Raw genomic sequence first — 26,046 nt, 5'->3', positions numbered from 1 at the left:
TGCGCTCAGCCTGTGCGCTCAGGCGGTGCGGCTCAGCCGTTCTTCAGTGATACGGGCGAAATCCGCCAGACGCAGCTTGAACCGGCGGTTCAGATTGCTGCGCGCCAGTTTCAGCGATTGCACCATCAGCCGCCCGGTCAGGCTGGTGGGGGCCAGTTTCAGCTGCACCGACATCCGGGTCCGCTGCGGTGACAGCGCCAGCAGGTCGATCCCCATCTGCCCGTCCAGGCCGCTGCCGCTGCCCGCCAGGGCCATCCCGGTGTCCGGCGAATAAGACGCCAGCGTCAGCGCGATATCGCGCTGCTTGCCGCGGAAGCTGAAGGACAGATCCCAGGCCAGCCCGCCCGCCGGATAAGCGGTGTCGCCGGTGCGCTGCAGGTCTATGCCGCGCCGCAGGGCAGAGCGTTCCAGCGAGTCGAAATCGGAGATTGCCTGGAACACCTCGGCAATCGGGGCCTCGATATCTTCGCTGCTCTTAAATTCCATCTTCGCCTGCCTCAGTTGCCTTGCCGGTGCGTTGCCGGGCTGCTGCGCCGTTTCCAGATCATATGCGCGTTAGTCTAGTGTGTCTGCAAGCCAGTTCTTCAGCAAAAACTGCGCAATCGCCCCTTTGCGCGCCGGTTTCAGAACCGGGTGCTCACCCGCAAAGACCGTCATCATTTCCTGGCGGCTGACCCACAGCGCATCCTCGATCTCTGCCGGGTCGATGGTGATCTCGCGGCTCAGCGCCTCGCCGGCGCAGCCGAACATCAGTGACATCGGAAAGGCCCAGGGCTGGCTTGACAAGTAGCTTACCGCGCCGACCTGAACGCCGGTTTCCTCCAGCACCTCGCGGCGCACCGCCGCCTCCAGCGTCTCGCCGGGCTCCACGAAACCTGCAAGCAGCGAATACATGCCCTCGGGCCAGCCGGGCGAGCGGCCCATCAGCACCGCGTCGCCGTGGGTGATCAGCATGATCACCACCGGGTCGGTGCGCGGGAAATGCGGCGCCTTGCAGGACGGGCAAACCCGCTGCCAGCCTGCCTGCGCCATATCGCTGGGCGCGCCGCAGCAGGCGCAGAAGCGGTGGCTGCGGTGCCAGGCCAGCATCGCCTTGGCGGTGGCGGCCAGCTCTGCCTCGAGCGGGGTGAGACGGGTCATCACCCGGCGCAGCTCGGCAAAGACACGGCCTTGCGGCAGATCCGGATGCTGCTGCTCGCTGGCGTCGGCAAAGCTGTTTAGGGCGTCCTGGTCCAGGCTGTCGGGCTGCCAGCTGCTGATATCGCAGGCAAAGCAGGGCGCGCCGCCGCTGCCGAGGCCCAGAAACAGCGCCTCATCCCTGCGGGCGGCGGCCAGCGGATGCGTCGGATCGGTCCAGGCCAGGCCGCAGGGCAGTTCCGCCTCCGTTTCGCGCCGGGTCAGCGGCTTGCCGCGCCACAGCAGCAGCACCCGGGTGTCCGCGCTGGCCCAGGCGGCGTCCAGCGCGGCTGCGTCGCTGCGCAGATGCGCGGCCCGCTCCAGCCCGCCGCTGCCGAATGTCACCTGTTCTGCGCGTTTCATGGCGGCTCTCCTAATGACTGGCGGCCGGGCCGCCGGGCTCAACGCTTGGAATGCGGCAATGCATGACAGTGTGCCGCAGCCGTTGCCAGCAATCGGCCGCGATCCGCGCTTGCCTGTCACCGCGCGGCCACACCTGCGCGGTTGAGGCGCGCGCATTTTACAGCAGAACAGGGCGGAACAAGGCCGGCGCGGCCGCGCCTCTGTGAAAAAGTTAACAGGCAGCGAAAAGGATTCTTTGCAAATCGTTAAAACGCTGATTCAAATGGCCGCAACAAAGAATGGCGCTGAATGGCGCCGCAAGGAGTGGCGGGCAGGCGGTGTCAGCTGGAATTCGGACATGACCGGCGGGGCAGGGGCCTCGGACCCCCGGACCGCCGGGGCAGTGCACGTGCTGGCCACCACGGACCTGCACTGCAATCTGTTGAGCCATGACTATTATGCCAACCGGCCTGACCCGGCTATCGGGCTTTCGCGGGTGGCGACCTTGATCGCGCAAGCGCGCGCCCGCGCGGCGCGCGAGGGCGCCGCCGCCCTGCTGGTGGACAACGGCGACGGGTTCCTGGGGGCGCCGCTGGGAGACATCCAGCCGGGTGCGGCGGGGCCGCATCCGCTGGTGCGTGCATTTCAGGTTTTGGAATATGATGCGGCGGGCCTCGGCAATCACGATTTCGATTTCGGGCTGGAGGCGCTGGCGGAAGTGCTGCAGGACGCGCCCTGTCCGGTGCTGTGCTCCAATCTGACGGCGGCGCAGCCGGGGCTGCGGCTGCCGTTTGCGCCTGCGGCGGTACTGGAACGGCAGATCCCGACATGCCTGGACCTGCCGCCGGTGCGGATCGGTCTATTGTCGGTGCTGCCGCCGCAGACGCTGACATGGTGCCGCCAGGTGCTGGCGGGGCAGCTGCAGGCCACGGGCATCGTCGAGGCGGCAGCGGCGCAGGCGCGGCAGCTGAAGGCGCAGGGCTGCGATCTGGTGCTGGCGCTGGCGCATACCGGGCTGGCGGCTGCAGGCGGGGAAAGCAGCGAGAACGCATTGGAGCAGCTTGCCGCGCTGCCGGACATCGATGCCCTGGTCGGCGGCCATACCCATCTGACCCTGCCGGATCCGCAGCATACCTTTGCCAAGCCGGTGGTGATGCCGGGGGCGCATGGCTCGCATCTGGGGGTGATACGGCTGGAGCTGGAGTACACGGGCAACGGCTGGCGCCCGGCCGGCGGCAGCGCCAGCCTGCAGCCGGTGGCGCAGCAAACGCAGGCCCGCGCGGTGCAGCCGCTGGCGTCCGAAGACCCCGGCCTGGTGCGGGCGCTGGCAGAGGATCACGCGCGCACGCTGGAAAGGATGCGGGAGCCTGCGGGCCACAGTCCGGTGGCCATGCATTCCTATTTCACCTTCTTTGCGCCGGACCGCGGCCTGGCGCTGGTCGGCAGCGCCCAGGCGGCGGCGGCGCGGCTGCTGCTGCAGGGTACCGCAGCGGAAGGCCTGCCGCTCTTGTCGGCAGCGGCGCCCTGCAAATTCGGCGGCCGCTCAGGCCCTTTTTTCTATACCGATATCGCCGCCGGAGTGCTGTGCAACCGCAATATCGCCGACCTGCAGATCTTTCCCAATGAGCTGCGGGTGATCCTGGTCAGCGGCGCGCAGCTGCGGGACTGGCTGGAAATGTCCGCCGGGCTGTTCAACCGGATACTGCCGGGCAGCTCCGGCAGGCGGCTGACTGATCCTCATCGAGCCGGGCACAATTTCGATGTGATCTTCGGGCTCAGCTACCAGATCGACCTGACCCGGCCGCCGCGGTTCTCAGCTGCCGGAGAGCGGCTCAGCCCGGAGGCCTGCCGGATCGCGAACCTCAGCTGGAACGGCAGGCCGGTGGCACCGGACCAGCGCTTTGCGGTTGCGGTGAACAGCTACCGGGCCAGTGGCGGCGGCCGGTTCCGGATGCTGCAGGCGGCAGAGGAGCAGCCGGTGCCGCCGGTCCGGATCCGCCAGGCGATCCGCGACTATATTGCCGGACGGCTGCCGCCGGAGCCGCTGGCGGAGGCGCCGTACCCGTGGCGGCTGGCGCCGGTGCCGGGCGCCAGCGCGGTGGCGGTGACTGGCCCCGGCGCAGCGGAGCACATGGAGGAGCTGCCCGCCGGGCTGGCCACGCCCCGCGGCTTCAGCAGCAGCGGCTTCTGGGAGCTGGAACTGCAGCTTTGACTGCCTGAAAACGCAGCCGGAGCGGCCCTTGCCATTCCCGGCAGCGGTCCTTATATCGGGATTCGAGAGGTTGGCGCGGGCAAGCGCCTCGCCAACCTGGTCAGGTCCGGAAGGAAGCAGCCACAACGAGCCCCGCTTGGGTCGATGTCCAGCCTCTCACTTATCTCCCCGAACAACTGAATAGACCTTGAGAAGGGGAGAATCTCCCGCCCGCCCTGCAGCGGTCAGAGATTGCCCCGGCGCCGCTGGGCCGGGCGCCACGCCGGCGTGCGGCGGGGGGGGCCTCTTCATCTGGCCGGAAATATCCTGGGGTGAATTGGCCGCACGGCCAAGAGGGGCAAAGCCCCGCCTGGGGCAGTCTTGCGAACCGTGTTCAGAACCGGCCGTTGTCCGCCGGATAGACGCCGAGGATTTCCACATTTGTGGTGAAATAGCTCAGCTCGTCCATCGCCAGCTGCACATTGGCGTCGTCCGGGTGGCCTTCGATATCAGCATAGAACTGGGTCGCGGTGAACGACCCGTCCACCATGTAGCTTTCCAGCTTGGTCATGTTGATGCCGTTGGTGGCAAAGCCGCCCATCGCCTTGTAGAGCGCGGCGGGGATGTTGCGTACCTGGAACACGAAGCTGGTGATCATGTTGTGGGCGCCGCGGCGGGTGTAATCAATGTCCTTGGCCATGATCAGGAACCGGGTGGTGTTGTCGCCGTTGTCCTCGATATGGCGGGCCAGCACTTCCAGCCCGTAAATCTCGCCCGCCAGCTCGCTGGCCAGGGCGGCGGAGTGGATGTCGCCCGCGTCGGCCACGTCGCGGGCGGCGCGGGCATTGTCGGGGCTGACGCGGCCGCGGATGCCGTGCTCGCGCAGGAAGGTTGCGCACTGCGGCAGCAGCACCAGATGCGAATGCGCCTCGCGGATGTCTTCCAGTTTCGCCCCTGGCACCGCCAGCAGGTTGATATGCACCCGCACAAACGCCTCGTCGATGATGTGCAGCCCGCTGTGCGGCAGCAGCCGATGGCTGTCGGCCACCCGCCCGTAGGTAGAGTTCTCCACCGGCAGCATTGCCTGTTCCGCTTCGCCGCTGCGCACCGCCTCCAGAATGTCCTCGAACGTGCGGCAGGGCAGCACCTCCATGCCGGGGCGGGCGATGCGGCAGGCCTCGTGGCTGTAGGAGCCAAGCTCCCCCTGAATGGCGATTTTGCGGCTCATGGGTGTGTTCCCCGTGCAAAACTTCAATATTTGGGCGTTTCGTCGCGCTGTCTATACCTTGCCACTTGGGAGGGGAAGCCTTAGACACCCCTGCAGACAGCTAAATGGACTCGCGATCATGTTTGACACGATGACCCTCACCAAAGCGACCGCAGGCGTCTGCGGCGCGTTCCTGGTATTCCTTCTGGGCAAATGGGGCGCAGAAGTACTGTATCACATGGACAGCCACGGTGAGGCTTCCTATGTGATCGAAGTCGCCTCTGCCGAAGATGCCGGCGGCGATGAGCCGGAAGTCAGCTTCGAAGAGCTGATGGCCTCCGCCGACGCCGCCAAAGGCGCCAAAGTCTTCAAGAAATGCTCTGCCTGCCACAAGCTGGAAGACGGCGCCAACGCCACCGGCCCGTATCTGTACGGCGTGGTCGGCCGCGATATCGCCTCTGCTTCGGGCTTCGGTTACTCCGGCGCTCTGACCGGCCTGGCCGGCAACGCCTGGACCCCAGAAGAGCTGGATGCCTTCCTGGCCAAGCCGTCGGCCTATGCGTCCGGCACCACCATGTCGTTCTCCGGCCTGAAGAAACAGGCGGACCGGGTGAACCTCATCGCCTATCTGGACAGCCTGGACGGCTAAGCCCGGCCGCTGTCCCAGCTATCCAAATGAAAAAGCCGCTGCGATATGCAGCGGCTTTTTTTGATGCGCGTCTGAGTGCCGTTGGCTCAGGCCGGGTTGTTTTCCCGGTAATAGGCCAGCGCATCGCGCTCCGTGCCGTCGGGCAGGATGCAGACGCCGATGGTGCCCGCCTTGCCGCTGCGCAGCACGTACTGGCCGCCGGTTTGCACGCAATAGGCCTCTTCCGGGCTGGTGTAGACCACTTCCTCTTCCTGCTGGGCGCAGGCGCTGAGCGCGGCGGCCCCGGCAACCGCGAGAGCGGCAAGTTTCATTGACTTCAGCATCGGCAGACTCCCTCGTTTCATAACGCAATAGTGATCTGAGGCTGGCAGGCAATTTTATTTCGCGCAAGCGCGGCTCTGCGCAGGCCCTTGTTTCGGCTGCTTTTTGCCCAGAAGCGGGCCTGCATCACCTAATCTCAACTTGAATGTTACCGCCCCCGGACATTAGCTTGGGGGCGAAAAACCCGGGCTCCAGTTCCGGGCAAAGGAGGTCATGGCAGATGAACACCGCCAAAGCTGCGGCGCGCGCACGCGCGAAGGACGACGTGAACCCGCTGCAGGCCGCCGCCGTGCTGGCTCAGGCCATGATGCTGGGGCTGATCCTGACGCTGGCCGCCGCAACGCTGGCCAAGGCGGAAGAGACCATCATCAAGGCGCATGGCTTTGCCGAGTTCGGCGAGCTGAAATACCCCGAAGGCTTTGCCCGTTTCGAATACGTGAACCCGGAGGCGCCCAAGGGCGGCGAACTGTCGATTTCCGCGGTCGGCACCTTCGACAGCATGAACCCCTTTACCCGCAAGGGCCGGGCAGGGATGCTCGCCTCCAGCCACTACGAGAGTCTGCTGGTGGAATCCTATGACGAGCCCGGATCCTACTACGGTCTGGTTGCCGAAAGCCTGGAATACCCCGAAAGCCAGGACTGGGTGATCTTCAACCTGCGTCCCGAAGCAAAGTTCTCCGACGGAACGCCGGTCACCGCCGACGATGTGGTGTTTTCCCACAACATCCTGCTGGACCAGGGGCTGAAATCCTATGCCGAGGCGGTGCGCAAGCGCATCCCCAAGGCAGAGGCGCTGGGCCCGCACCGGGTGAAATTCCATTTCTCCCCGGATTTCCCGCGCCGGGCGATGATCACCCAGGTCGGCGGCACGCCGGTGTTCTCCAAGGCCTGGTTCGAGGCTGATCCGGAAAACCGCCGCATCGACCAGCCGCGGCTGGATCCGGGCATCGGTTCCGGCCCCTACATTCTGGAAAGCGCCGATGTGAACCAGCGCATCGTCTACCGCCGCAACCCGGACTATTGGGGCAAGGACCTGAACGTGAACGTCGGCCGCCACAACTATGACCGCATCCGGGTCGAGTATTTCGGCGATGCGATTGCCGCGATGGAAGGCTTCAAGGCGGGCGTTTACACGCTGCGTTCGGAAAGCAACTCGAAAAGCTGGGCAACCGCATATGACTTTGCCGCGGTTGAAAACGGCCAGGTGATCAAAGCGGAAATTCCCGATGGCAACGTGCCTGCCGCCGGCGGTTTCGTTATGAACCTGCTGCGGCCCAAGTTCCAGGACATACGCGTCCGCGAGGCAATGCAGCTGGCGTTCAATTTCGAATGGACCAACGAAAGCCTGCAATACGGGCTGTTCCGCCACCGCTCCTCCTTCTGGCAGGATTCGCCGCTGGCCGCCGAAGGTCTGCCTGAGGGGCGCGAGAAGGAGGTGCTGGAGGCGCTGGGCGATCAGATCGACCCGTCCATCCTGACGTCTGAGCCGGTGATGGCGCATGCGTCCAAAGCCTCCCGCCCCGGCGATCGCAAGAATCTGCGCCGGGGGATGAAGCTGCTGGATGAGGCCGGCTGGACCGTAGGCGATGACGGTATGCGCCGCAATGCGGCTGGCGAGCTTCTAAAGATCGAATTCCTTGTGGATAGCCCGACTATTGAGCGTATCGTGCAGCCTTATGTCTCCAACCTGCGCACCATGGGGTTGGATGCGGTGGTGAACCGGGTCGACTACGCCCAATTCACCAGCCGCCGCCGGGAGAAGGAGATCGATATGATCTTTTCTGCTTTCCCGATGTCGCTGGAGCCGTCGACGGGCCTGCAACAGTACTTCGGGTCCGAGGCGCATGAATATTCGGTTTTCAATCCGGCAGGGCTGGCCGATCCGGCGGTGGACGCACTGATTGACGGCGTCGTTGAGGCCAAATCCCTGGAAGACCTGCGTGCCAATGTGCGTGCACTGGACCGGTTGCTGCGCGCCAAGCGTTTCATGGTGCCGACCTGGTATCTGGACGTGAACTGGGTCGCCTACTGGGACATGTACCGCCAGCCGGAAAACCTGCCGCCCTATGACACCGGCCTTCTGGACCTGTGGTGGATTGATGCGGTACGCGAGGCGGAGCTCAAAGCCGTCGGCGCGCTGCGGTAAGGGACGGACATGGCTGCCTATATCCTTCGGCGCTTGCTGCTGGTGATCCCGACTCTGTTCGGCATCCTGCTGGTGAACTTTGCCCTGGTGCAGTTTGTGCCCGGCGGCCCCGTCGAGCAGATCATCGCCCAGCTCGAGGGCGGCGGCGACGTGTTCGAGGGCTTTGCCGGCGGCGGCGGCGACACCGGCACCGAGGCGATCAGCGCCAACGAGAACTACGCCGGCCGCCAGGGCCTGCCGCCGGAGCTGATCGAGGAACTGGAAGAACAGTTCGGCCTCGACAAGCCGCCGCTGGAGCGCTTCCTGACAATGCTCGGCAACTACGCGCGCTTTGACTTCGGCGAGAGCTATTTCCGCAAGATCGGCGTGACCGAGCTGGTGCTGGAGAAGATGCCGGTCTCGATCTCGCTTGGCCTTTGGTCGACGCTGATTGCCTATCTGATCTCGATCCCGATGGGCATCCGCAAGGCGATGCGCGACGGCTCGCCCTTTGATACCTGGACCAGCGGCGTGATCATCGCCGCCTATGCGATCCCGGGTTTCCTGTTTGCCATCATGCTGCTGGTGCTGTTTGCCGGCGGTTCCTACTGGCAGATCTTCCCGCTGCGCGGCCTCACGTCGGATAACTGGGAGAGCCTCAGCCTGTTCGGCAAGATCGCGGATTATTTCTGGCACATCGCGCTGCCGGTCACCGCCTCCACCATCGCGGCCTTTGCGACGCTGACGCTGCTGACCAAGAACTCCTTCCTCGATGAGATCAAGAAGCAATATGTAATGACCGCCCGCGCCAAGGGCCTCAGCGAGAACCGGGTGCTCTACGGCCACGTGTTCCGCAATGCGATGCTGATCGTCATTGCAGGCTTCCCGGCGGTGTTCATCGGTGTGTTCTTCGCAGGCTCCCTGATCATCGAGACGATCTTCTCGCTCGACGGCCTTGGCCGGCTGGGGTTTGAGGCCGCGGTGGCGCGCGATTACCCGGTGATGTTCGGCACCATGTATATCTTTGGCCTGATGGGGCTGGTGGTCGGCATCGTCTCCGACCTGATGTATGTGGTGGTCGATCCGCGCATCGACTTTGAAAAGCGGGAGGGCTGATCCATGACGCTCTCCCCCCTGAACCAGCGCCGCTGGCGCAACTTCTGCCGCAACCGCCGTGCCTATTGGTCCCTGTGGATCTTTGCGGTGCTGTTCGGCCTGTCGCTGTTTGCCGAGTTCATCGCCAACGACAAGCCGATCCTCGTGAGCTACCGCGGCGAGGTCTATGCGCCGGTGTTCAAGTTTTACCCGGAGACCCAATTCGGCGGAGATTTTCAGACAGAGGCGGTCTACAGCGATCCGGAGGTCGAATGCCTGATCCGCTCCGGCGGGGTGGAGGACTGCTTTGACGAGCCGGAGACCATCCTGGAGGAGATCGCCGCTGGCACCTATGCGGCGGATGATTTCCACGAAGGCTGGACCCTCTGGCCGCCGATCCCCTACAGCTTTGACACCACGGTGGACCGCCCCGGCGCGGCACCGCTGCCGCCCGGCGGGCTGAACCTGCTGGGCACCGATGATACCAAGCGCGATGTGCTGGCGCGGGTGATCTACGGCTTCCGCCTGTCGATCCTGTTCACCCTGATGGTGACTGGCGCCGCCAGCCTGATCGGCATTCTGGCAGGCGCGGTGCAGGGCTATTTCGGCGGCCTGACGGACCTGGTGTTCCAGCGGGTGATTGAGGTCTGGGGCTCGGTGAACTCGCTTTATGTCATCATCATCATGTTTGCGATCTTGGGCCGCAGCTTCTGGCTCCTGGTATTCCTCATGGTGCTGTTCGGCTGGACCGCGCTGGTCGGCGTGGTCCGGGCCGAGTTCCTGCGCGCCCGCAATCTGGAATACGTCCGCGCCGCCAAGGCGCTGGGGGTCGGCAACCTGACCATCATGTTCCGCCACATGCTGCCCAATGCAATGGTGGCGACGCTGACGATGCTGCCCTTCATCATCACCGGCACCATCGGCCTGCTGGCGGGGCTGGATTTCCTTGGCTTCGGCCTGCCGTCCTCGGCACCGTCGCTGGGGGAGCTGACGCTGCAAGCCAAGCAGAACCTGGAGGCGCCCTGGCTCGCCTTCACCGCCTTCTTCACCTTCGCCATCATGCTGTCGCTCTTGATCTTCATCTTCGAGGGCGTGCGTGATGCCTTTGACCCGCGGAAGACGTTTTCATGAGGATTAGGAACATTAGGGTCGCCCCCGGCCCGAGGGTGGGGGCAAATCGCCCCCGCCCTGGGGGGCGGGTCGGGGGCGATCCGGGCTGCTGCGCACCCCGGTTAGTTCTTAAAAGCTGGGCTTCAAACTTTCGGACGTTCTCATGACCAAAACCTCCCCCCTCCTGAATGTCCAGAACCTCCGCGTCTCTTTCCGCCAGGACGGCAAGGTGACCGAAGCGGTGCGCGGCGTCTCTTTCTCCGTCGGCCGCGGCGAAACCGTTGCGCTGGTGGGCGAAAGCGGTTCCGGCAAATCGGTCTCGGCACTGTCCACTGTGTCGCTCCTGGGCGACAGCGCCATGATCGAAGGCTCCGTCACCTATGACGGCACCGAGATGGTCGGCGCCAGCGAGCGCCACCTGATGCAGGTGCGCGGCAATGACATCAGCTTCATCTTCCAGGAGCCGATGACCTCGCTCAACCCGCTGCACACCATCGAACGCCAGCTGGAGGAATCCCTCGCCCTGCACCAGGGGCTGGCCGGCAAATCCGCGCGCGCGCGCATTCTGGAGCTGCTGGAGAAGGTCGGCATCCGCGACGCCGAAAACCGGCTGACGTCTTATCCGCACCAGCTGTCGGGCGGGCAGCGGCAGCGGGTGATGATCGCCATGGCACTTGCGAACAAGCCCGACATCCTGATCGCGGATGAGCCCACAACGGCGCTGGATGTGACCATCCAGGCGCAGATCCTCGACCTTCTGGCGGAACTCAAGGAAAGCGAGGGCATGGGGCTCTTGTTCATCACCCATGACCTCGGCATCGTGCGCCGTATTGCCGACCGGGTCTGCGTGATGAAAAGCGGCGAGATCGTCGAGGAAGGTCCGGCGGCAGAAATCTTTGCCAATCCGCAGCACCCCTACACGCAGAAACTGCTGGCGGCGGAACCCTCCGGCCAGCCGCAGCCGGTGCCGGAAACCGCCGAGGAACTGGTGGCGGCCAGGGACCTGAAGGTCTGGTTCCCGATCCAGCGCGGCTTGCTAAAGCGCACCGTCGGCCATGTGAAGGCGGTGAACCCGATGTCGGTCTCGGTCCGGGCAGGTGAAACCCTGGGCATCGTGGGGGAATCGGGGTCCGGCAAGACCACGCTGGCGCTCGCCATCATGCGGCTGATTGCATCCGAGGGCGCAGTTGAATTTCAGGGCCAGGACCTGCGCAAATGGTCTACCCGCGATCTGCGCGCCTTGCGCAAGGACATGCAGATCGTGTTCCAGGACCCGTTCGGTTCGCTCAGCCCGCGGATGACCTGCGCCCAGATCATCGCGGAGGGGCTGGCGATCCACAAGGTGGACCAGCACCGCGACACCCGCGAGCTGGTGGCGGAGGTGATGCAGGAGGTGGGCCTCGACCCGGCAGCGATGGACCGCTACCCGCATGAGTTCTCCGGCGGCCAGCGCCAGCGGATTGCGATTGCCCGCGCCATGGTGCTGCGGCCCAAGCTGGTGGTGCTGGATGAGCCGACCTCGGCGCTGGACATGACGGTGCAGGTGCAGATTGTCGAACTGCTGCGCGATCTGCAGACGCGCTATGGCCTCGCCTACCTGTTCATTTCCCACGACCTCAACGTGGTGCGGGCGATGTCGCACAAGGTGGTGGTGATGAACCAGGGCGACGTGGTGGAGACCGGCGCGGCAGAGGAGCTGTTCGCCAACCCGAGAGCCGAGTACACCCGCAAGCTGCTGGCCGCCGCGGGTTAACTTGCCAGTTAACCCGCTGTCAGGTTTTGCAGCATCTATGCGTTCGCGGCCCGCTCAACGCCCACAAGTTGCGGCAGCGCATTTGACCAAATGTTTCGCGCGCGAAACATTCAGGCAGCAGTGCTGACCTAATGGGTGTCACCTGGGAAACAGCAGACTCCTCCCGCGCCCGCAGGTGCCACGGCTGCGCCGGAACCCCTCGCCCAACCGGAGCGCTGCGCCGCAAGGCGCGGCGGCGACGGGCGGGAGCGCGCTTGTTCCTTTGGAAAAGGTCAGATTGCGGTGCTGTGGCCGGCCTGGCTCAGGTCATAGGCGTCAAAGCTGCGGGCGATCATCCGGGTCAGCGGGTGCGCCTCCTCGCGGATGGCAAGGCCTTTTGCCGACACAGCCAGCATCCCCGGAAAGGCCGCGCTGGCCGCTTCAAACATCCGCTCCAGCCGGTCTTCAGGCACCGCAAACCGCGACAGGATCTCCTCCCGGCAAATCCGGAAATCGCACATCAGCGCCTCGATCAGCCGCGCCCGCAGCAGGTCCTCGCCGCCAAAGGCATGGCCGCGGGCGGTTGCGAACTGGCCGTCGCGGATGGCGCGGACATAGTTCGACGTGCCCGGCGCGTTCTGCGCATAGCCCTGCGGGAAGCGCGAGATCGCGGAGGCGCCGATGCCGATCAGCACCTCTGCCGGATCGTCGGTGTAGCCTTGGAAATTGCGCCTGAGCCGCCCGGTTTGCTGCGCCACCGCCAGCCCGTCGTGGGGCCGCGCGAAATGGTCGATGCCGATTTCCCGGTAGCCGTCCCACAGGAACAGCTGGCGGGCCGTCTCAAACAGCTCCAGCCGCGATTCGGGGGTGGGCAGCGCATCGGAGCGGATCATGCTTTGGCGCCCGGCCATCCAGGGCACATGGGCATAGCCGTAGACCGCCACCCGGTCCGGTGTCAGCGACAACAGCTTCTGCACGCTTTCGGTCATGATGGCCGGCGTCTGATGCGGCAGGCCATAGAGGATATCGGCATTGAGGCTGGTGATGCCATGCGCGCGCAGCTGCTCAATGGCGGCGCGCGTGGATTCGAAGCTCTGAATGCGGCCGATCGCCTGCTGGATTGTGCTGTCGAAATCCTGCACCCCGACAGAGGCGCGGTTCATGCCTGCTTCGGCCAGCGCATCCAGGCGCCGGTCGCCGATTTCATTCGGGTCGATCTCAACCGAGAATTCCGCCCGCGGCGCCAGCGGAATGGCTTCGGTGATGGCGGCGGCGAGGCCGCGGATCAGATCCGCGCTGAGGAGCGTCGGAGTGCCGCCGCCCCAATGCAGGCGCGACAGGGTGATGCCCTCGGGCAGCTGCGCCTTCAAGAGCGCAATCTCGGCTTTCAGGACCTCTGCATAGGCCTCCACCGGGGCGTCGGAATGAGTGCCCTGCGTGCGGCAGGCGCAGAACCAGCACAATCTGCGGCAGAACGGCACATGCATATAGAGCGAAATGCTGCTGCCGGGGGAAATCTTTGAAATCCAACTGGAAAACTGCGCAGAATCAGTCTCTTTGCCGAAGTGCGGCGCGGTTGGATAACTGGTATAGCGCGGCACTTTGGCGTCGAACAAACCAAGTTCGGCCAATTGAGCTTTCTGTTCCATTCAATTAGCGTTATGGGAACCCGCGAACCTGAGCCTTGACCCAGATCAAACCGGACCAACGAATGAACGCTCCTGTACTTTCCCATTCCAGATGCGGCGACTGCCCGATCCGTCACCGGGCCGTCTGCGCGCGCTGCAACGCTGATGAGCTGGAGGAGCTGGACGCTATCAAATACTACCGCACCTACGAGGCGGGCCAGCCGATCATCTGGTCCGGCGACGTGATGAATTTCGTGGGCTCTGTGGTCTCCGGCATCGCCTCCCTCACCCAGACGATGGAGGACGGGCGCACCCAGATGGTTGGCCTGCTGCTGCCCAGCGATTTTGTCGGCCGCCCGGGCCGCGAAGGCGCGGCCTATGATGTGGCGGCGACCACCGACGTGGTGATGTGCTGCTTCCGCAAGAAGCCGTTCGAAGAGCTGATGGAGCGTACCCCGCATATCGCCCACCGGCTGCTGGAAATGACTCTGGATGAGCTGGACGCCGCCCGCGAGTGGATGCTGGTCCTAGGCCGCAAGACCGCGCGCGAGAAGATCGCCAGCCTCCTGTCGATCATCGCCCGCCGCGATGCCTCGCTGACGCCGGGCGGTGCCACCAACCGGATGGTGTTCGATCTGCCGCTGACGCGGGAGGCAATGGCCGACTACCTGGGCCTGACGCTGGAAACCGTGAGCCGCCAGATCTCGGCGCTCAAGCGGGACGGCATTATCGAGCTGGAAGGCAAGCGGCATGTGACCGTGCCCGACATGCGCCGCCTGATGGAAGAGGCCGGCGACGACAGCGACGGCGGCTTCCTGGGCTGAGGCCGCCTGTTCCACGCAATTCCTAACTGTTCTCTGCCAGCCAGCGCGCCACCCGTGCTGCCGGGCTGCGCGGGCCGGAGGGGCGCAGGCTCCACAGCCGCAGGCCGCGCGGCAGGCTGGCCTTCTGTGCGAATGGCGCCACCAGCCTGCTGCTGTCCAGCAGCGGTGCCACCAGCGCCTGATGGCCGATCAGAACGCCCGCGCCATTGATGGCCTCCTCTACCGCCAGCGAATAGAGCGAGTACTCCGGCCCCCGCAGGTGCAGGGTCTTGCCCGGGCAGGCGGCTTGCAGCCAAAGCTCCCAATCCTGCGCCCAGACCGCGTCTGACAGGCAGGGCACATTCTGCAGATCAGCGTGAGTGCGCAGTTGTGCTGCAAGCGACGGCGCGCAGACCGGGAAGATCACGTCCTGCTCTATGACCTCTCCCTGATCGCCGCCGAAGAACAGGCACAGGTCATAGGGCGTGCGCTTGAGGTTCGGGGGTTCCTCGGTGGCGGTGACCGAAACCACCATCTCCGGCATCGCGGCGCGCAAGGCAGGCAGGCGCGGCGACAGCCAGAACTGCGCAATCGCGGGCAGGGTGGCGATATGGACAGTGCGTGGCTGGGCTTCTTCGCGCAGGAGCCTTGTGGCGGCGTTGAGCTGGTCAAAGGCGGCGGTGAAGCCCGGCAGCACCCGCGCGCCAAGCGCCGTCAGCGTGACCTGCTTCGGGCGCCGGATGAACAGCTGTGCTTGCAGCGCGTCTTCCAGCGACTTGATCTGGGCCGAGACCGCGCCGGGCGTCACGCCCAGCTCTTGCGCGGCGGCGGAGAAGCCGCCGAGCCGGGCGGCAGCTTCGAACGCGCGCAGGGCGGTCAGCGGCAGGGATTGGGCAGGGGGCGGGGAAACAGCCATGTTTGAGCCTCAATTTTTCTAGCCCTAGTTTTCTGGAAAACTGATTTGCGGGCAAGGGGCCATCGGCGCTTTGATGGGGGCAGAGAGAAACCCGCCACTGCGCGAAGGAGACAGACCATGACAGAGCTTGCCCGCCGCAACTGGGTGCCCGCCGCCTGCGAAGACTACGTGCAGATGGTGGCCGCCAGAACCGCCGGTTCAACCAGCGCAGAGACTGCCGCGCGTCTGACCGCGCTGGCGGACCGCAATGCGGAGATTCACGATCGCGATTGCTTCAACCTGAACCCGGCCACCAATGTGATGAACCCGGCGGCAGAGGCGCTTTTGGCCACCGGTCTCGGCAGCCGCCCGTCGCTGGGCTATCCCGGCGACAAATACGAGATGGGGCTGGAGGCCATCGAGGAGATCGAGGTGATCGCCGCAGAACTGGCGGCCAAAGTGTTCAAGGCGCGGTACGCGGAGATCCGGGTGGGCTCGGGCGCGCTGGCGAACCTTTACGGCTTCATGGCGCTAACCAAGCCGGGGGATGCCATCATTGCGCCGCCTGCCGCTGTGGGCGGCCATGTTACCCATCACGCGGGCGGCTGTGCCGGCCTTTACGGGCTTCAGACCCATCCGGCGCCGGTGGACGGCGACGGCTATACCGTCGATCTGGATGCGCTGCGCGATCTGGCTCTGAAAGTGCAGCCCAAGCTGATCACCATCGGCGGCAGCCTCAACCTGTTCCCGCATCCGGTGCCGGAGATCCGGGCGATTGCCGATGAGGTGGGCGCCAAGGTGCTGTTCGACGCCGCCCACCAGTGCGGCATGATCGCGGGCGGCCATTGGGGCAACCCGCTGGAGCAGGGCGCGCATCTGATAACGATGAGCACCTACAAGAGCCTGGGCGGCCCGGCAGGCGGGCTGATCGTCACCAGCGATGCGGAAATCGCCGAGCGGCTGGATGCCATTGCCTTTCCCGGCATGACCGCGAACTTTGACGCGGCCAAGTCGGCGGCGCTGGCGATGAGCCTGCTGGATTGGGTGGAGCACGGCGCGGAGTATGCCAAGGCGATGGCGGATCTGTCGCTGGCCCTGGCCGAGGCGCTGGCGGGGCAGGGGCTGCCGGTCTTTGGCGCTGCGCGAGGGATCACGCAGTCGCATCAGTTCGCACTGGAAGCGGCAGCGTTCGGCGGCGGCCAGGCGGCGTCGAAACACCTGCGCAAGGCGGGCTTCCTGGCCTGCGGCATCGGCCTGCCCATTGCGGAGGTGCCAGGCGACATGAACGGGCTGCGTATCGGCACCCCTGAGCTGGTGCGCCGCGGCGTCACCGTGGCACATGCGCCGAAGCTGGCGGAACTGATCGCCCGCGCCCTGCGGGCACAGGATCCGGCGGCCATGGCGGCGGAGGTTGCGGAGTTCCGCGCCGCCTTCCAGGGCATGCACTTCGTCCGCTGAGGTCTGGGCGCTCTCCCGCGCCCGCGCATGCCCGGCTGAGCCGGACCCGCTGGCCCAACGGTCGGACGCTTTTCGTCAGAGAGCCGGACGACGGGCGGGAGAGGTTCTCCTTCCGGTCCTGACGGCGGCGGGTGACCTGGCCCCAAGGTTGTGCTCTACTGTTTCGGCAACAACAAACGGAGGCGGCAATGCAGTTTGGAAGCCTGATCGGGATGCTGATCATCGGGGCGCTGGCCGGGTGGCTGTCGGGCAAGATCATGCAAGGGCGGGGCTTCGGCATCCTCGGCAATATCATCGTCGGCGTGGTCGGTGCCTTCCTGGCCGGGACGATCTTTCCGGCGCTGGGGTTTGCCGCGGGCGGCGGCTTTTTCTGGACGCTGATCCATGCCACCCTGGGTGCGGTGATCCTGCTGTTCCTGATCGGCCTGATCCGCAAGGCGCGGTAGCTCGTCCGGAACGCGCACGAAAAAGGCGCCCTGCGGGGCGCCTTTCTGTGTGTCAGGCCGGGAGACGACCGGGCGGGAGTGTCAATGCGCCATCAGCAGCGGCACCTTGGCTTGTTCCAGCATATTGCGGGTGGCGCCGCCGAGAATGGCCTCGCGGAAACGGGAATGGCCGTATGCCCCCATCACGATCAGATCGGCCGCGGTGTCGGCGGCATGGCGGTTGAGAATATCGGACACCCGGGTCATCGTCTTGCTGAGCACGTCGATTTCGCATTTCACCCCGTGGCGCGACAGCATCTGCGCCAGCATGCCGCCGGGGTCGGAGCGTTCGGGGCCGTGCTGCGGCGGGTCGATCACCGCAATGCGGACCAGATCGGCGGCGGTCAGGAACGGCATCGCCCGGCGGATCGCGGTCATTGCCTCGATGCTCTCGTTCCAGGCCACCAGCACGGTCTGGGGGCGGTGCAGCGGCGCGCCCTTGTCCGGCACCACCAGCACCGGGGCGCGGCCCTCGAACAGCGCGGATTCAACAATCGGCTCCGCCTCCGCGCGCTTGCCCTGACCATAGGGCTGGCCCAGCACCACCAGGTCGGAGAACCGCGCCTGGCGCGCCACGTGGCGGCCGATATCGGCAATCTGCGCAACGCCGCTGTCGGTGCCAAAGGTCACGCCGGCCTGTTTCAGCGCGGCTTCGGCCTGGGCCTGGACCTGTTCGGCCTCTTCCTGCGCGCGGGCCAGGGTTTCCTGCAGCACCATGGCGTTGGCACCGGCGTAGTAGTACCCTGTCTGGGTGCGGTCGACACCAAGGCAGAGAGCATCGGCATGGGCGCCGAATTCCTCCGCCAGGGCCGCAATTTGCGCCAAAGGCGCCGCTGCGGTATCCGCAGCTGTGAGTACGGTAAGCAAGGACTTGTAGGACATTGACACCTCTCGGCGGAAAGAGCACCGCAGGCCCGGATGGCGCGGGTGCTTTGAGTTTCACTGCACGGGAAGAAGTGTCACATGTCGCCGGGATTTGTCTTGATGCAGATCAAGGCAGTGAAAGGGCGCGTTTTGCATGAAGAGCGCGGTCTAATAACGTCCCCGTATCCGCAGGATTCGCGGGGGCATGGCAAAGGGACGCAAGATGTCTAATTATATCAAGCTGATAGCGCTTGGTCTGGTCACGCTGTTTGCGATGATCGGCACCAACTACGCGCGGGATCTGGCTTACCAGGTGCACGCGATCATCGTGATGATCGTGGCTGGTGGTCTGTTCCTGTACACTTTGCGCGGCACCGACGAGCCGAAACGGGCAGTCGCCGGTGTAGAAAACGAGTATTTCGACAGCGTGATCCGCGCTGGCGCGATCGCAACCGCCTTTTGGGGCGTGGTAGGGTTCCTGGCGGGGACCTTCATCGCGTTTCAGCTGGCGTTTCCGGTGCTGAATTTCGAATGGGCAGAGGGCTTTGCCAATTTCGGCCGCCTGCGCCCGCTGCATACCTCGGCCGTGATTTTCGCCTTTGGCGGCAACGCGCTGATCGCCACCTCCTTCTACGTGGTGCAGCGGACCTCCGCGGCGCGGCTGTGGGGCGGCAACCTGGCGTGGTTCGTGTTCTGGGGCTACCAGCTGTTCATCGTGCTGGCGGCAACCGGATACCTGCTGGGCGGCACCCAGTCCAAGGAATACGCTGAGCCCGAGTGGTACGTCGATCTGTGGCTGACGATCGTCTGGGTTGCCTATCTGGCGATCTTTCTGGGCACCATCATCAAGCGCAAGGAGCCGCATATCTATGTGGCGAACTGGTTCTACCTGTCCTTCATCGTTACCGTGGCGATGCTGCACCTGATCAACAATATGACCATCCCGGTCTCGATCTGGGGCTCCAAGTCGGTCATCGTGTGGCCGGGCGTGCAGGATGCGATGATCCAGTGGTGGTACGGCCACAACGCCGTGGGCTTCTTCCTGACCGCGGGCTTCCTGGGCATGATGTATTACTTCATCCCCAAGCAGGCCGAGCGTCCGGTTTTCTCCTACAAGCTCTCGATCATCCACTTCTGGGCGCTGATCTTTCTGTACATCTGGGCCGGTCCGCACCACCTGCACTACACCGCGCTGCCGGACTGGGCCTCGACCCTGGGCATGGTGATGTCGGTGATCCTGTGGATGCCCTCCTGGGGCGGCATGATCAACGGCCTGATGACCCTGTCAGGCGCCTGGGACAAGCTGCGCACCGACCCGGTGATCCGGATGATGGTGATCTCGCTGGGCTTCTACGGCATGTCCACCTTTGAAGGCCCGATGATGTCGATCCGTGCGGTGAACTCGTTGTCGCACTACACCGACTGGACCATCGGCCACGTGCACTCCGGCGCGCTCGGCTGGAACGGCATGATCACTTTCGGCGCCCTCTACTACCTGGTGCCGGCGCTGTGGAAGCGCGAGAGCCTCTACAGCCTGCGGCTGGTCTCCTGGCACTTCTGGCTGGCCACCCTCGGCATCATTCTCTACGCCGCTTCGATGTGGGTGACCGGTATCATGGAAGGCCTGATGTGGCGTGAAGTGGACGCCAACGGCTTCCTGGTGAACTCCTTTGCCGACACCGTGGCAGCGAAGTTCCCGATGTATGTGGTGCGCGGTCTTGGCGGGGTGATGTTCCTCGCGGGCTCGATCATCATGTGCTACAACCTGTGGATGACTGTCCGTAAGGCGCCGGCCAAAGAAGCCAGCCTGTCGGTCCCGGTCCCGGCTGAATAAGGAGCCAGGAAGCTATGTCTATTCTCGACAAACATAAGATCCTCGAGACCAACGCGACCCTGCTGCTGATCTTCAGCTTCCTGGTCGTGACCATCGGCGGCCTGGTGCAGATCGCGCCGCTGTTCTACCTGGAAAACACCATCGAAAAGGTGGAGGGCATGCGTCCCTACACCCCGCTGGAGATGGCGGGCCGCGAGGTCTACATCCGGGAAGGCTGCTATGTCTGCCACAGCCAGATGATCCGCCCGATGCGCGACGAGGTCGAGCGTTACGGCCACTACTCGCTGGCGGCGGAGTCGATGTATGACCGCCCGTTCCAGTGGGGCTCCAAGCGGACCGGGCCGGACCTGGCCCGCGTCGGCGGCCGCTACTCGGACGAGTGGCACGCCGACCACCTGCGCGACCCGCAGGCGGTGGTGCCGGAATCGGTGATGCCGAAATACGGCTTCCTCGAGGAGAAGATGATCGACGGCAAGTACATCGGCGACATCATGGCCACCAACGCGCTCCTGGGCACGCCCTACACGGACGAGATGATCGACGCCGCGCAGGCAGACTTCCGCGCCCAGGCCGATCCCGACAGCGACTATGACGGGCTGCTGGAGCGCTACGGCGAGGACATCAACGTGCGCAACTTCGATGGCAACCCGGGGATCTCCGAGGCCGACGCGCTGATCGCCTATCTGCAGATGCTGGGCACGCTGGTCGATTTCTCGACCTTCACCCCGGACGCGAGCCGCTGAGGGAGGATGGTATGGAACTTTATACACTCCTCAGGCAGTTCGCCGACAGCTGGATGCTGCTGTTCCTGTTCACCTTCTTCATCGGTGTGATTGTCTGGGCGTTCCGCCCGGGCAGCACCAAGGCATACCAGGACACCGCAAACATCCCGTTCCGGCATGATGACGCACCCGCGCCCAGCCAGGGCCAACCCGCCGCGAATAAGGAGGCGAGGGCATGAGCAAGAAATCGCAGAAATTCGAGGGCGATCCGAACACCACCGGCCATGAGTGGGACGGGATCGAGGAATTCGACAACCCGATGCCGCGCTGGTGGCTGTGGACCTTCTACGCCACCATCATCTGGGGCGTTTTCTACACCATCGCCTATCCGGCCTGGCCGCTGGTGAACTCTGCCACGGCGGGGATCCTGGGCTGGTCGACCCGCGGCGACGTGGCGGCAGAGATTGCCGCCGTCGAGGAAGCCAACGCGCCGATCAACGCCAAGCTGGAAGCGGCCGAGCTGACCGCCATTGCGGAAGATCCCGAACTGGGCTCCTACGCGGTGTCTGCCGGTTCCGCCGTGTTCAAGACCTGGTGCGCCCAGTGCCACGGGTCCGGGGCGGCCGGCGCCAAGGGCTATCCGAACCTCTTGGACGACGACTGGCTCTGGGGCGGCTCGATGGAGGATATCCACGCCACCGTCACCCACGGCATCCGCAACGAGGACAGCGACGAAGCGCGCTATTCCGAGATGCCTGCCTTCGGCCGCGACGAACTGCTTGAGAAGGAAGAGATTTCCCAGGTGGTCAACTACGTGATGTCGCTGTCGGGCGAGGCGCAGGATGCCTCCAAGGTTGAGGCCGGTGCCGTTGTCTTTGCCGACAACTGTTCCTCCTGCCACGCCGAGGACGGCACCGGCGACCGCTCGCAGGGCGCGCCGAACCTGGCTGATGCAATCTGGCTCTATGGCGGCGACTACGAGACGCTGACCGAGACCGTGAGCAACTCGCGCTACGGCGTGATGCCGGCCTGGAACACCCGCCTGACCGAGGCGGAGATCCGTGCGGTGTCCTCCTACGTCCACCAGCTGGGCGGCGGCGAGTAACCAGCACCAGCACCGGAAACAGCAAAGGGGCCGCGGATTGCGGCCCCTTTTCGTTTGCGCACTGTGGCGCCAGGGGATCAGAACCTGAACATGGCCCGGATGTGCAAGGTGCCGAAGTCGACGTCGTTGCCGTCGGTGCCGAAGTCGTCGAACTTATGGTACTGGTATTCGCCGCCGATCACCCACTGGTCGTTGATCTGGTGGTCGTAGCCGAAGCCGATGACATAGCCGGGGTCGTCGAAGTCGATGTCGTCCACGCCCGACAGTCCGTCAAAGTTGGTGTAGGCAAAGCCGAGGCTGCCGTAGAGCAGCCCGTTGCCCAGGTCGTAGCCGGCACGGAGTTTCAGCCGGGCGATCCCGTCGAAATCGCCGGAAGCCCCGCCGGATTCGATCGACAGGTCGGAGAAATCGTACTGCAGTTCGGGGCCGATCGCCCAGTCGCCCACTTCCCACAGGTAGCCGATGGTGAAACCGCCCACGGCGCCATCGGTGTCGAGGTCGGTCAGCGTGCCGAGGTCAAAATCCCCGGAGCCGTAACCGATCTGGCCGCCCACATAGGCGCCTTCCCAGTTGCCGGCAAATGCAGACGTAGCAGTGACGGCGGAGACGAGGAACAGGGCGGATAAACATTTGCACTTCATAACACACATACCTTTCAACAGAAGGAGCCGCTAAACCGGCTGCCGCACACGTGAAACAAGATAACTCAGCTTGTGCACAGGAAAGGGCTGCGGGAACGGAGGGCGGCTCATCCGCTTACGGCAGGCGGTCTTTTGCCATTCTACAGCAAATTTGCGCCGGTTTCCGCTCAAATCACCCGCCGCTGCCTGCCCCGCACAGCCAGGGGCCGCAGATTTCCCGCAAATGGCAGGCCGCAATCCGAAACAGGCCCGGCGGGGGGGGAATATTTCGCCTCGCGCCTCTTGAAACCGGAGGTGGTGCGGTCTCATTTCCGTGGCGGACGCGCTTGGCGCAGCCCGCGGCCCGGTTCCGGCCGGCAGGGCAGGGCGGCGAGTGCTGGCGCACCGGGCAGGCCGGACGCCGTTTTCGGAAAGGTCTCAAGTGTTTGACATCTGGCTTCCGCTTCTGGGCGGGCTTGCGCTGCTGATCCTGGGCGGCGAGTTTCTGGTGCGCGGCGCGGTGCGTGTTGCCGAGCGGTTCGGGATTTCGCCGCTGGTGATCGGTCTGACCCTGGTGGGGTTCGGCACCTCGGCGCCCGAGCTGGTGACCTCGGTCCGCGCGGCGCTGTCCGGGGCGCCGGGGATCGCCTATGGCAATATCACCGGTTCGAACATTGCCAATATCCTGCTGATCGCCGGCCTGTCGGCTCTGATCGCGCCGATTGCGGTGCAGTCGGCAGCGCTGCGTCGGGACGGCGGGGTCATGCTGGCGGCCACGGCGGTTTTTGCAGCGCTTGCGGCAACCGTGCCGGTGACACGGCTGGCGGGCCTGAGCTTTGTCCTGGTACTGGCGGCCTATGTCTGGTTCGCCATCCGGCAGGAGCGGACAACGGCGGCAGACCACGGCGCGCTGTACGACAAGGCCGCCGCGCTTGAGGGCGTGGACCCGGCAATAACGCCTGAAAGCACGGCCAGGCGGCCGCTGTGGCGCCCGCTGGCCACCGCTCTGGGCGGGCTGGCGCTGGTGATCGGCGGCGGCGGTATGCTGGTGGACGGGGCGGTTGAGCTGGCGCGCATGATGCAGGTGTCCGAAACCGTGATCGGCCTCACCATCGTTGCCGTGGGCACCTCGGCGCCGGAGCTTGCGACCTCTGTCGCAGCAGCGCTGCGGCGCCAGGGCGAGATGGCCTTTGGCAATATCATCGGCTCCAACATCTACAACCTCTTGGGCATCGGCGGGGCCACGGCGCTGATCGCGCCTTCGCAGGTGCCGGACCGCATCGCCGGGTTCGACAACCCGCTGATGCTGCTGGTGACCGTTGCCTTCCTGGGGCTGGCCTGGACCGGGCTGCGAGTGTCGCGGCGCGAGGGCGCGGCGCTGCTGGCGGGCTATGGCGCTTATGTCTGGTGGCTGTGGCCGGCCTGAGCGGCCGCCGGTCTGCCTGCGGGGCTCAGCCCATCGAGGTCATCGACTTGCGCTTGCGGGCGCGGGCGGCGTCGGTCCTGGCGCTCCACCAGGCGATGCCGCCCCACAGCAGCACGTAGAATGCGCCGGTTGCCAGCACCAGCTCGCCGGGGAAGGGGCCAATGTCGGCCCGGCCCAGTGCCTGCTGCCAGCTGGTCACGCCCGTGGGATGCACGGCCAGCTTGCCCGCATAAGCCATCGACTGGATCAGCAGGACCCAGAAGTAGTTGCGCCGGATCCGCCGGCCGATCGCGGTCATCACGCCAACATGGTATTCCGGGCGCAAATAGTCGGCGGCCAGCACGTCCTGCCAGTGTTCTTCCAGGTGCAGGTCGCCCTCCACCAGCATCGGGGTGTAGAAATGCGTCTCCAGCCAGCGGGCGCGAGCGCGGAACACGTTGAAATAGCGGTAGCGCCGGGCCTCCAGCATCAGGAAGAAGATGATCAGCACCCCGACCAGGATCAGCGGCAGCGGCGAGGCCTCCGGCGAGGCATAGGAGATCGACAGCGCCACCCCCAGTGTCACCACCGACCAGTTGGTGGTGGTGTCGAGCCGGGTGCGCCAGACCGTGCTGCGGTAGATTTCGCCGCGGTACAGATGCGCAAGCGCGCCGACTTCCTCCGCCGACAGCGGCGCACGGGCGCCGCCTGCAGTCTGTTCGCGCTCTAAACTGGTCATGAACTGAGAGTAGTTTTCTGCTGCAACCGGGCAAATTATTTGCGCCAGTTTGATCCGCATCAAACTGCGGGCGCCGCAGGCGGGGTAAAACCGCAGTTGAAAGAGTTTGCTGCTTGGCCAATACCCCCTCCTGGGCAGCAAGAAATCCCGCGAGGCCGACGTGCAGGCCAGACGGGCCATGCGCCGGTTTTCCGATCTGTTCGCGCGTTTCCTGGAAAACCGGCGCTTTTTTCGTCAAATCTCTTGCGGATTGATGCAGCAGGCCTGCGGCGGCCGGCCGCGCAGCCAAGCGGTGAGCCTGGCCAGCAGACCCGGTTTGCGGGGCGGCGCCTGGTAGGCGCGCGGCAGCGGTTTGGCGGGCGGCAGATCGCGCAGCCGCACGCAGTCCTGCCGGGCGGCGGTCACCATTGAGCGGGCATAGATGTCAATCAGCATATCGGGGCCTCCTGTTCTGGCGTCTGACCTGACTCTTGCCTGGCGGGGCGATTCCTGCGAGTTAAGAAAAATCACATTGTGTAAGTTGAGGTAACATATGGACTGGCTGCACATGCCGCCGCTTGCGGCGCTCAGGGCTTTTGCTGCCTTTGCGGAGACGGGGAATGTGGTGCAGGCGGGGGCGGCGCTGAATGTCAGCCACGCTGCCATCAGCCAGCAGCTGCGGGCGTTGGAGGCGCATCTGGGGGCGGCGCTGTTGGACCGCAGCGGCCGGGCGCTGGCACTGACCGCGGACGGTGCCCATCTGGCGCGGGCGCTGCAGCTGGGCTTCGGCGCGATCGAGGCTGCGGTGCAGGAAATCTCCGCCGCCGGAGCCGCCCGGCCGCTGCATGTCACCTGCACGCCGATGTTTGCCGCCCATTGGCTGATGCCGCGGCTGGCGGAGTTTCAGGCCAGCCACCCGGAGATCGACCTGGTGCTGGATCCGCGGGGCGAGGTGGTTGAGCTGAAGCCGGGCGGCATCGACATTGCGATCCGCTATGGCGATGGCGCCTGGCCTGGCCTGGAGGCCCGGATGCTGCTGCAATCGCCGATGGTGGTGATTGCAGCAGACAGCCTGCTGGGCGGGCGCCGGGTGGTGGCGCCGGAGGATCTGCTGGATTTGCCTTGGCTGGAGGAGCTGGGCACCACCGAGGCCTCGCGCTGGCTGGAATCGCGGGGCGTCACGAACAGCCTCCGCGGCCCGCGCACCCGGCTGCCGGGCAACCTGCTGATGCAGGCGGTGCGTGCGGGGCAGGGGGTGGCGGTCAGCGTCCAGGAGTTTGTCGCGGAGGATCTGCAAACCGGCCGCCTGCACGCCTTGTTCACTGAGGGTCACGGCAAGGGCTACCACATCGCCACCCGCCCCGGCGTGCTCCGCCCCGAAGCCCGCAGCTTCGCGGCCTGGCTGCAGCGTCAGGTCAAGAAATGACGCACTGGCCGTTTTGAAGGAGTCTGCATGTTGTGTGAGAGGCCGATGGCTGGGGTGGTAGGAGACCATCAGTTCCGAGTCTCTTCATCATCTTTGCCGATCCGCTAGAGAAACTGGGGCGGTTTCTGGGGCATT

25 protein-coding genes and 1 other RNA gene are annotated in these 26,046 nt (G+C 65.2%); 16 read left to right on the top strand and 10 right to left on the bottom strand.

The window, feature by feature from the left end:
• Positions 1–18 precede the first annotated feature (18 nt).
• Together LHL23_RS13470 and nudC are read right to left on the bottom strand one after the other, a co-directional pair.
• On the bottom strand, positions 19–486 hold the full coding sequence (locus LHL23_RS13470) for an SRPBCC family protein (protein ID WP_222479837.1): 468 nt from the start codon (positions 484–486) through the stop codon (positions 19–21).
• A gap of 69 nt (positions 487–555) precedes the next feature.
• Entirely contained in the window at positions 556–1,539 is a 984-nt protein-coding gene (gene nudC, locus LHL23_RS13465) for an NAD(+) diphosphatase (protein ID WP_222479834.1), read from the bottom strand.
• A 262-nt stretch (positions 1,540–1,801) separates the two neighbouring features.
• On the opposite strand from nudC, the gene LHL23_RS13460 reads away from it, so the two are divergent.
• Together LHL23_RS13460 and ffs are read left to right on the top strand one after the other, a co-directional pair.
• A complete protein-coding gene (locus LHL23_RS13460) occupies positions 1,802–3,730 on the top strand; it encodes a 5'-nucleotidase C-terminal domain-containing protein (protein WP_226430235.1) in 1,929 nt (642 codons plus the stop codon).
• Between the two features lie 63 nt (positions 3,731–3,793).
• Positions 3,794–3,892: signal recognition particle sRNA small type (gene ffs / locus LHL23_RS13455), an RNA gene on the top strand.
• A gap of 211 nt (positions 3,893–4,103) precedes the next feature.
• Here the strand turns inward: ffs and LHL23_RS13450 are convergent.
• Complete coding sequence (locus LHL23_RS13450; RefSeq protein ID WP_222479832.1) at positions 4,104–4,937, bottom strand: prephenate dehydratase; 834 nt, start codon at positions 4,935–4,937, stop codon at positions 4,104–4,106.
• A 118-nt stretch (positions 4,938–5,055) separates the two neighbouring features.
• On the opposite strand from LHL23_RS13450, the gene LHL23_RS13445 reads away from it, so the two are divergent.
• Positions 5,056–5,565 carry a c-type cytochrome gene (locus LHL23_RS13445; protein ID WP_222479830.1) on the top strand — a complete coding sequence of 170 codons (510 nt, stop codon included), beginning with the start codon at positions 5,056–5,058 and terminating at the stop codon, positions 5,563–5,565.
• Between the two features lie 86 nt (positions 5,566–5,651).
• Here LHL23_RS13445 and LHL23_RS13440 read toward each other — a convergent pair whose 3' ends face one another.
• A complete protein-coding gene (locus tag LHL23_RS13440) occupies positions 5,652–5,876 on the bottom strand; it encodes a putative hemolysin (RefSeq protein ID WP_226430234.1) in 225 nt (74 codons plus the stop codon).
• A 230-nt stretch (positions 5,877–6,106) separates the two neighbouring features.
• Between LHL23_RS13440 and LHL23_RS13435 the strand changes: the two genes are divergently transcribed.
• From LHL23_RS13435 to LHL23_RS13420, 4 genes are all read left to right on the top strand, one after another.
• A complete protein-coding gene (locus tag LHL23_RS13435; RefSeq protein WP_226430233.1) occupies positions 6,107–8,032 on the top strand; it encodes an extracellular solute-binding protein in 1,926 nt (641 codons plus the stop codon).
• Between the two features lie 9 nt (positions 8,033–8,041).
• The gene (locus LHL23_RS13430; protein WP_226430232.1) at positions 8,042–9,127 is read left to right on the top strand and encodes a microcin C ABC transporter permease YejB; all 1,086 of its coding nucleotides are present in this window, start codon (positions 8,042–8,044) and stop codon (positions 9,125–9,127) included.
• A gap of 3 nt (positions 9,128–9,130) precedes the next feature.
• Positions 9,131–10,237, top strand: coding sequence for an ABC transporter permease (locus LHL23_RS13425; RefSeq protein WP_226430231.1), 1,107 nt, complete (start codon positions 9,131–9,133; stop codon positions 10,235–10,237).
• A 142-nt stretch (positions 10,238–10,379) separates the two neighbouring features.
• A complete protein-coding gene (locus tag LHL23_RS13420; protein WP_226430230.1) occupies positions 10,380–11,969 on the top strand; it encodes an ABC transporter ATP-binding protein in 1,590 nt (529 codons plus the stop codon).
• Between the two features lie 272 nt (positions 11,970–12,241).
• Here the strand turns inward: LHL23_RS13420 and hemN are convergent, their stop codons facing one another.
• Positions 12,242–13,597 (bottom strand): oxygen-independent coproporphyrinogen III oxidase, encoded by a 1,356-nt coding sequence (gene hemN / locus LHL23_RS13415; RefSeq protein WP_226430229.1) that lies wholly within the window; start codon positions 13,595–13,597, stop codon positions 12,242–12,244.
• Between the two features lie 62 nt (positions 13,598–13,659).
• Between hemN and fnrL the strand changes: the two genes are divergently transcribed.
• Complete coding sequence (fnrL, locus tag LHL23_RS13410; RefSeq protein WP_065269692.1) at positions 13,660–14,400, top strand: transcriptional regulator FnrL; 741 nt, start codon at positions 13,660–13,662, stop codon at positions 14,398–14,400.
• A gap of 22 nt (positions 14,401–14,422) precedes the next feature.
• Here fnrL and LHL23_RS13405 read toward each other — a convergent pair whose 3' ends face one another.
• Positions 14,423–15,295, bottom strand: a complete 873-nt coding sequence (locus LHL23_RS13405; protein WP_226430228.1) for a LysR family transcriptional regulator — start codon at positions 15,293–15,295, stop codon at positions 14,423–14,425.
• Positions 15,296–15,412: 117 nt separating this feature from the next.
• Here LHL23_RS13405 and glyA point away from each other — a divergent pair, with 117 nt between their 5' ends.
• The gene (gene glyA / locus LHL23_RS13400) at positions 15,413–16,732 is read left to right on the top strand and encodes a serine hydroxymethyltransferase (protein WP_226430227.1); all 1,320 of its coding nucleotides are present in this window, start codon (positions 15,413–15,415) and stop codon (positions 16,730–16,732) included.
• A gap of 188 nt (positions 16,733–16,920) precedes the next feature.
• Complete coding sequence (locus LHL23_RS13395) at positions 16,921–17,178, top strand: GlsB/YeaQ/YmgE family stress response membrane protein (protein ID WP_226430226.1); 258 nt, start codon at positions 16,921–16,923, stop codon at positions 17,176–17,178.
• An 81-nt stretch (positions 17,179–17,259) separates the two neighbouring features.
• Here the strand turns inward: LHL23_RS13395 and LHL23_RS13390 are convergent, their stop codons facing one another.
• A complete protein-coding gene (locus tag LHL23_RS13390) occupies positions 17,260–18,099 on the bottom strand; it encodes a universal stress protein (RefSeq protein ID WP_222479810.1) in 840 nt (279 codons plus the stop codon).
• A 205-nt stretch (positions 18,100–18,304) separates the two neighbouring features.
• Between LHL23_RS13390 and ccoN the strand changes: the two genes are divergently transcribed.
• From ccoN to ccoP, 4 genes are read left to right on the top strand one after another with little or no spacing between them, the layout of a single operon-like run.
• Entirely contained in the window at positions 18,305–19,915 is a 1,611-nt protein-coding gene (ccoN, locus tag LHL23_RS13385; RefSeq protein WP_222479808.1) for a cytochrome-c oxidase, cbb3-type subunit I, read from the top strand.
• A 14-nt stretch (positions 19,916–19,929) separates the two neighbouring features.
• On the top strand, positions 19,930–20,658 hold the full coding sequence (gene ccoO, locus LHL23_RS13380) for a cytochrome-c oxidase, cbb3-type subunit II (RefSeq protein WP_222479806.1): 729 nt from the start codon (positions 19,930–19,932) through the stop codon (positions 20,656–20,658).
• Positions 20,659–20,669: 11 nt separating this feature from the next.
• Positions 20,670–20,876: a cbb3-type cytochrome oxidase subunit 3 gene (locus LHL23_RS13375; protein WP_222479804.1), complete on the top strand. Its 207-nt coding sequence runs from the start codon at positions 20,670–20,672 to the stop codon at positions 20,874–20,876.
• Entirely contained in the window at positions 20,873–21,742 is an 870-nt protein-coding gene (ccoP, locus tag LHL23_RS13370) for a cytochrome-c oxidase, cbb3-type subunit III (RefSeq protein WP_226430225.1), read from the top strand. Before LHL23_RS13375 ends, ccoP begins: the two co-directional genes overlap by 4 nt.
• 77 nt (positions 21,743–21,819) lie before the next feature.
• On the opposite strand, the gene LHL23_RS13365 is transcribed toward ccoP, so the two are convergent.
• Complete coding sequence (locus LHL23_RS13365) at positions 21,820–22,383, bottom strand: outer membrane protein (RefSeq protein WP_226430224.1); 564 nt, start codon at positions 22,381–22,383, stop codon at positions 21,820–21,822.
• A 421-nt stretch (positions 22,384–22,804) separates the two neighbouring features.
• Here LHL23_RS13365 and LHL23_RS13360 point away from each other — a divergent pair, with 421 nt between their 5' ends.
• Entirely contained in the window at positions 22,805–23,788 is a 984-nt protein-coding gene (locus tag LHL23_RS13360) for a calcium/sodium antiporter (RefSeq protein ID WP_226430223.1), read from the top strand.
• A 25-nt stretch (positions 23,789–23,813) separates the two neighbouring features.
• On the opposite strand, the gene LHL23_RS13355 is transcribed toward LHL23_RS13360, so the two are convergent.
• Positions 23,814–24,506, bottom strand: coding sequence for a DUF2270 domain-containing protein (locus tag LHL23_RS13355; RefSeq protein WP_222479796.1), 693 nt, complete (start codon positions 24,504–24,506; stop codon positions 23,814–23,816).
• Between the two features lie 234 nt (positions 24,507–24,740).
• Positions 24,741–24,941 carry a hypothetical protein gene (locus LHL23_RS13350; protein WP_226430222.1) on the bottom strand — a complete coding sequence of 67 codons (201 nt, stop codon included), beginning with the start codon at positions 24,939–24,941 and terminating at the stop codon, positions 24,741–24,743.
• Positions 24,942–25,038: 97 nt separating this feature from the next.
• Between LHL23_RS13350 and LHL23_RS13345 the strand changes: the two genes are divergently transcribed.
• Positions 25,039–25,911, top strand: coding sequence for a LysR family transcriptional regulator (locus tag LHL23_RS13345; protein ID WP_226430221.1), 873 nt, complete (start codon positions 25,039–25,041; stop codon positions 25,909–25,911).
• The last annotated feature ends 135 nt before the right edge of the window (positions 25,912–26,046 follow it).

The organism is Leisingera sp. McT4-56, from assembly GCF_020514995.1.
In the GTDB taxonomy this organism is placed as follows: Bacteria; Pseudomonadota; Alphaproteobacteria; order Rhodobacterales; family Rhodobacteraceae; genus Leisingera; species Leisingera aquaemixtae_A.
Note: the sequence above shows the minus strand (reverse complement) of the source record. Positions and strands in the feature narration are given on the sequence as shown.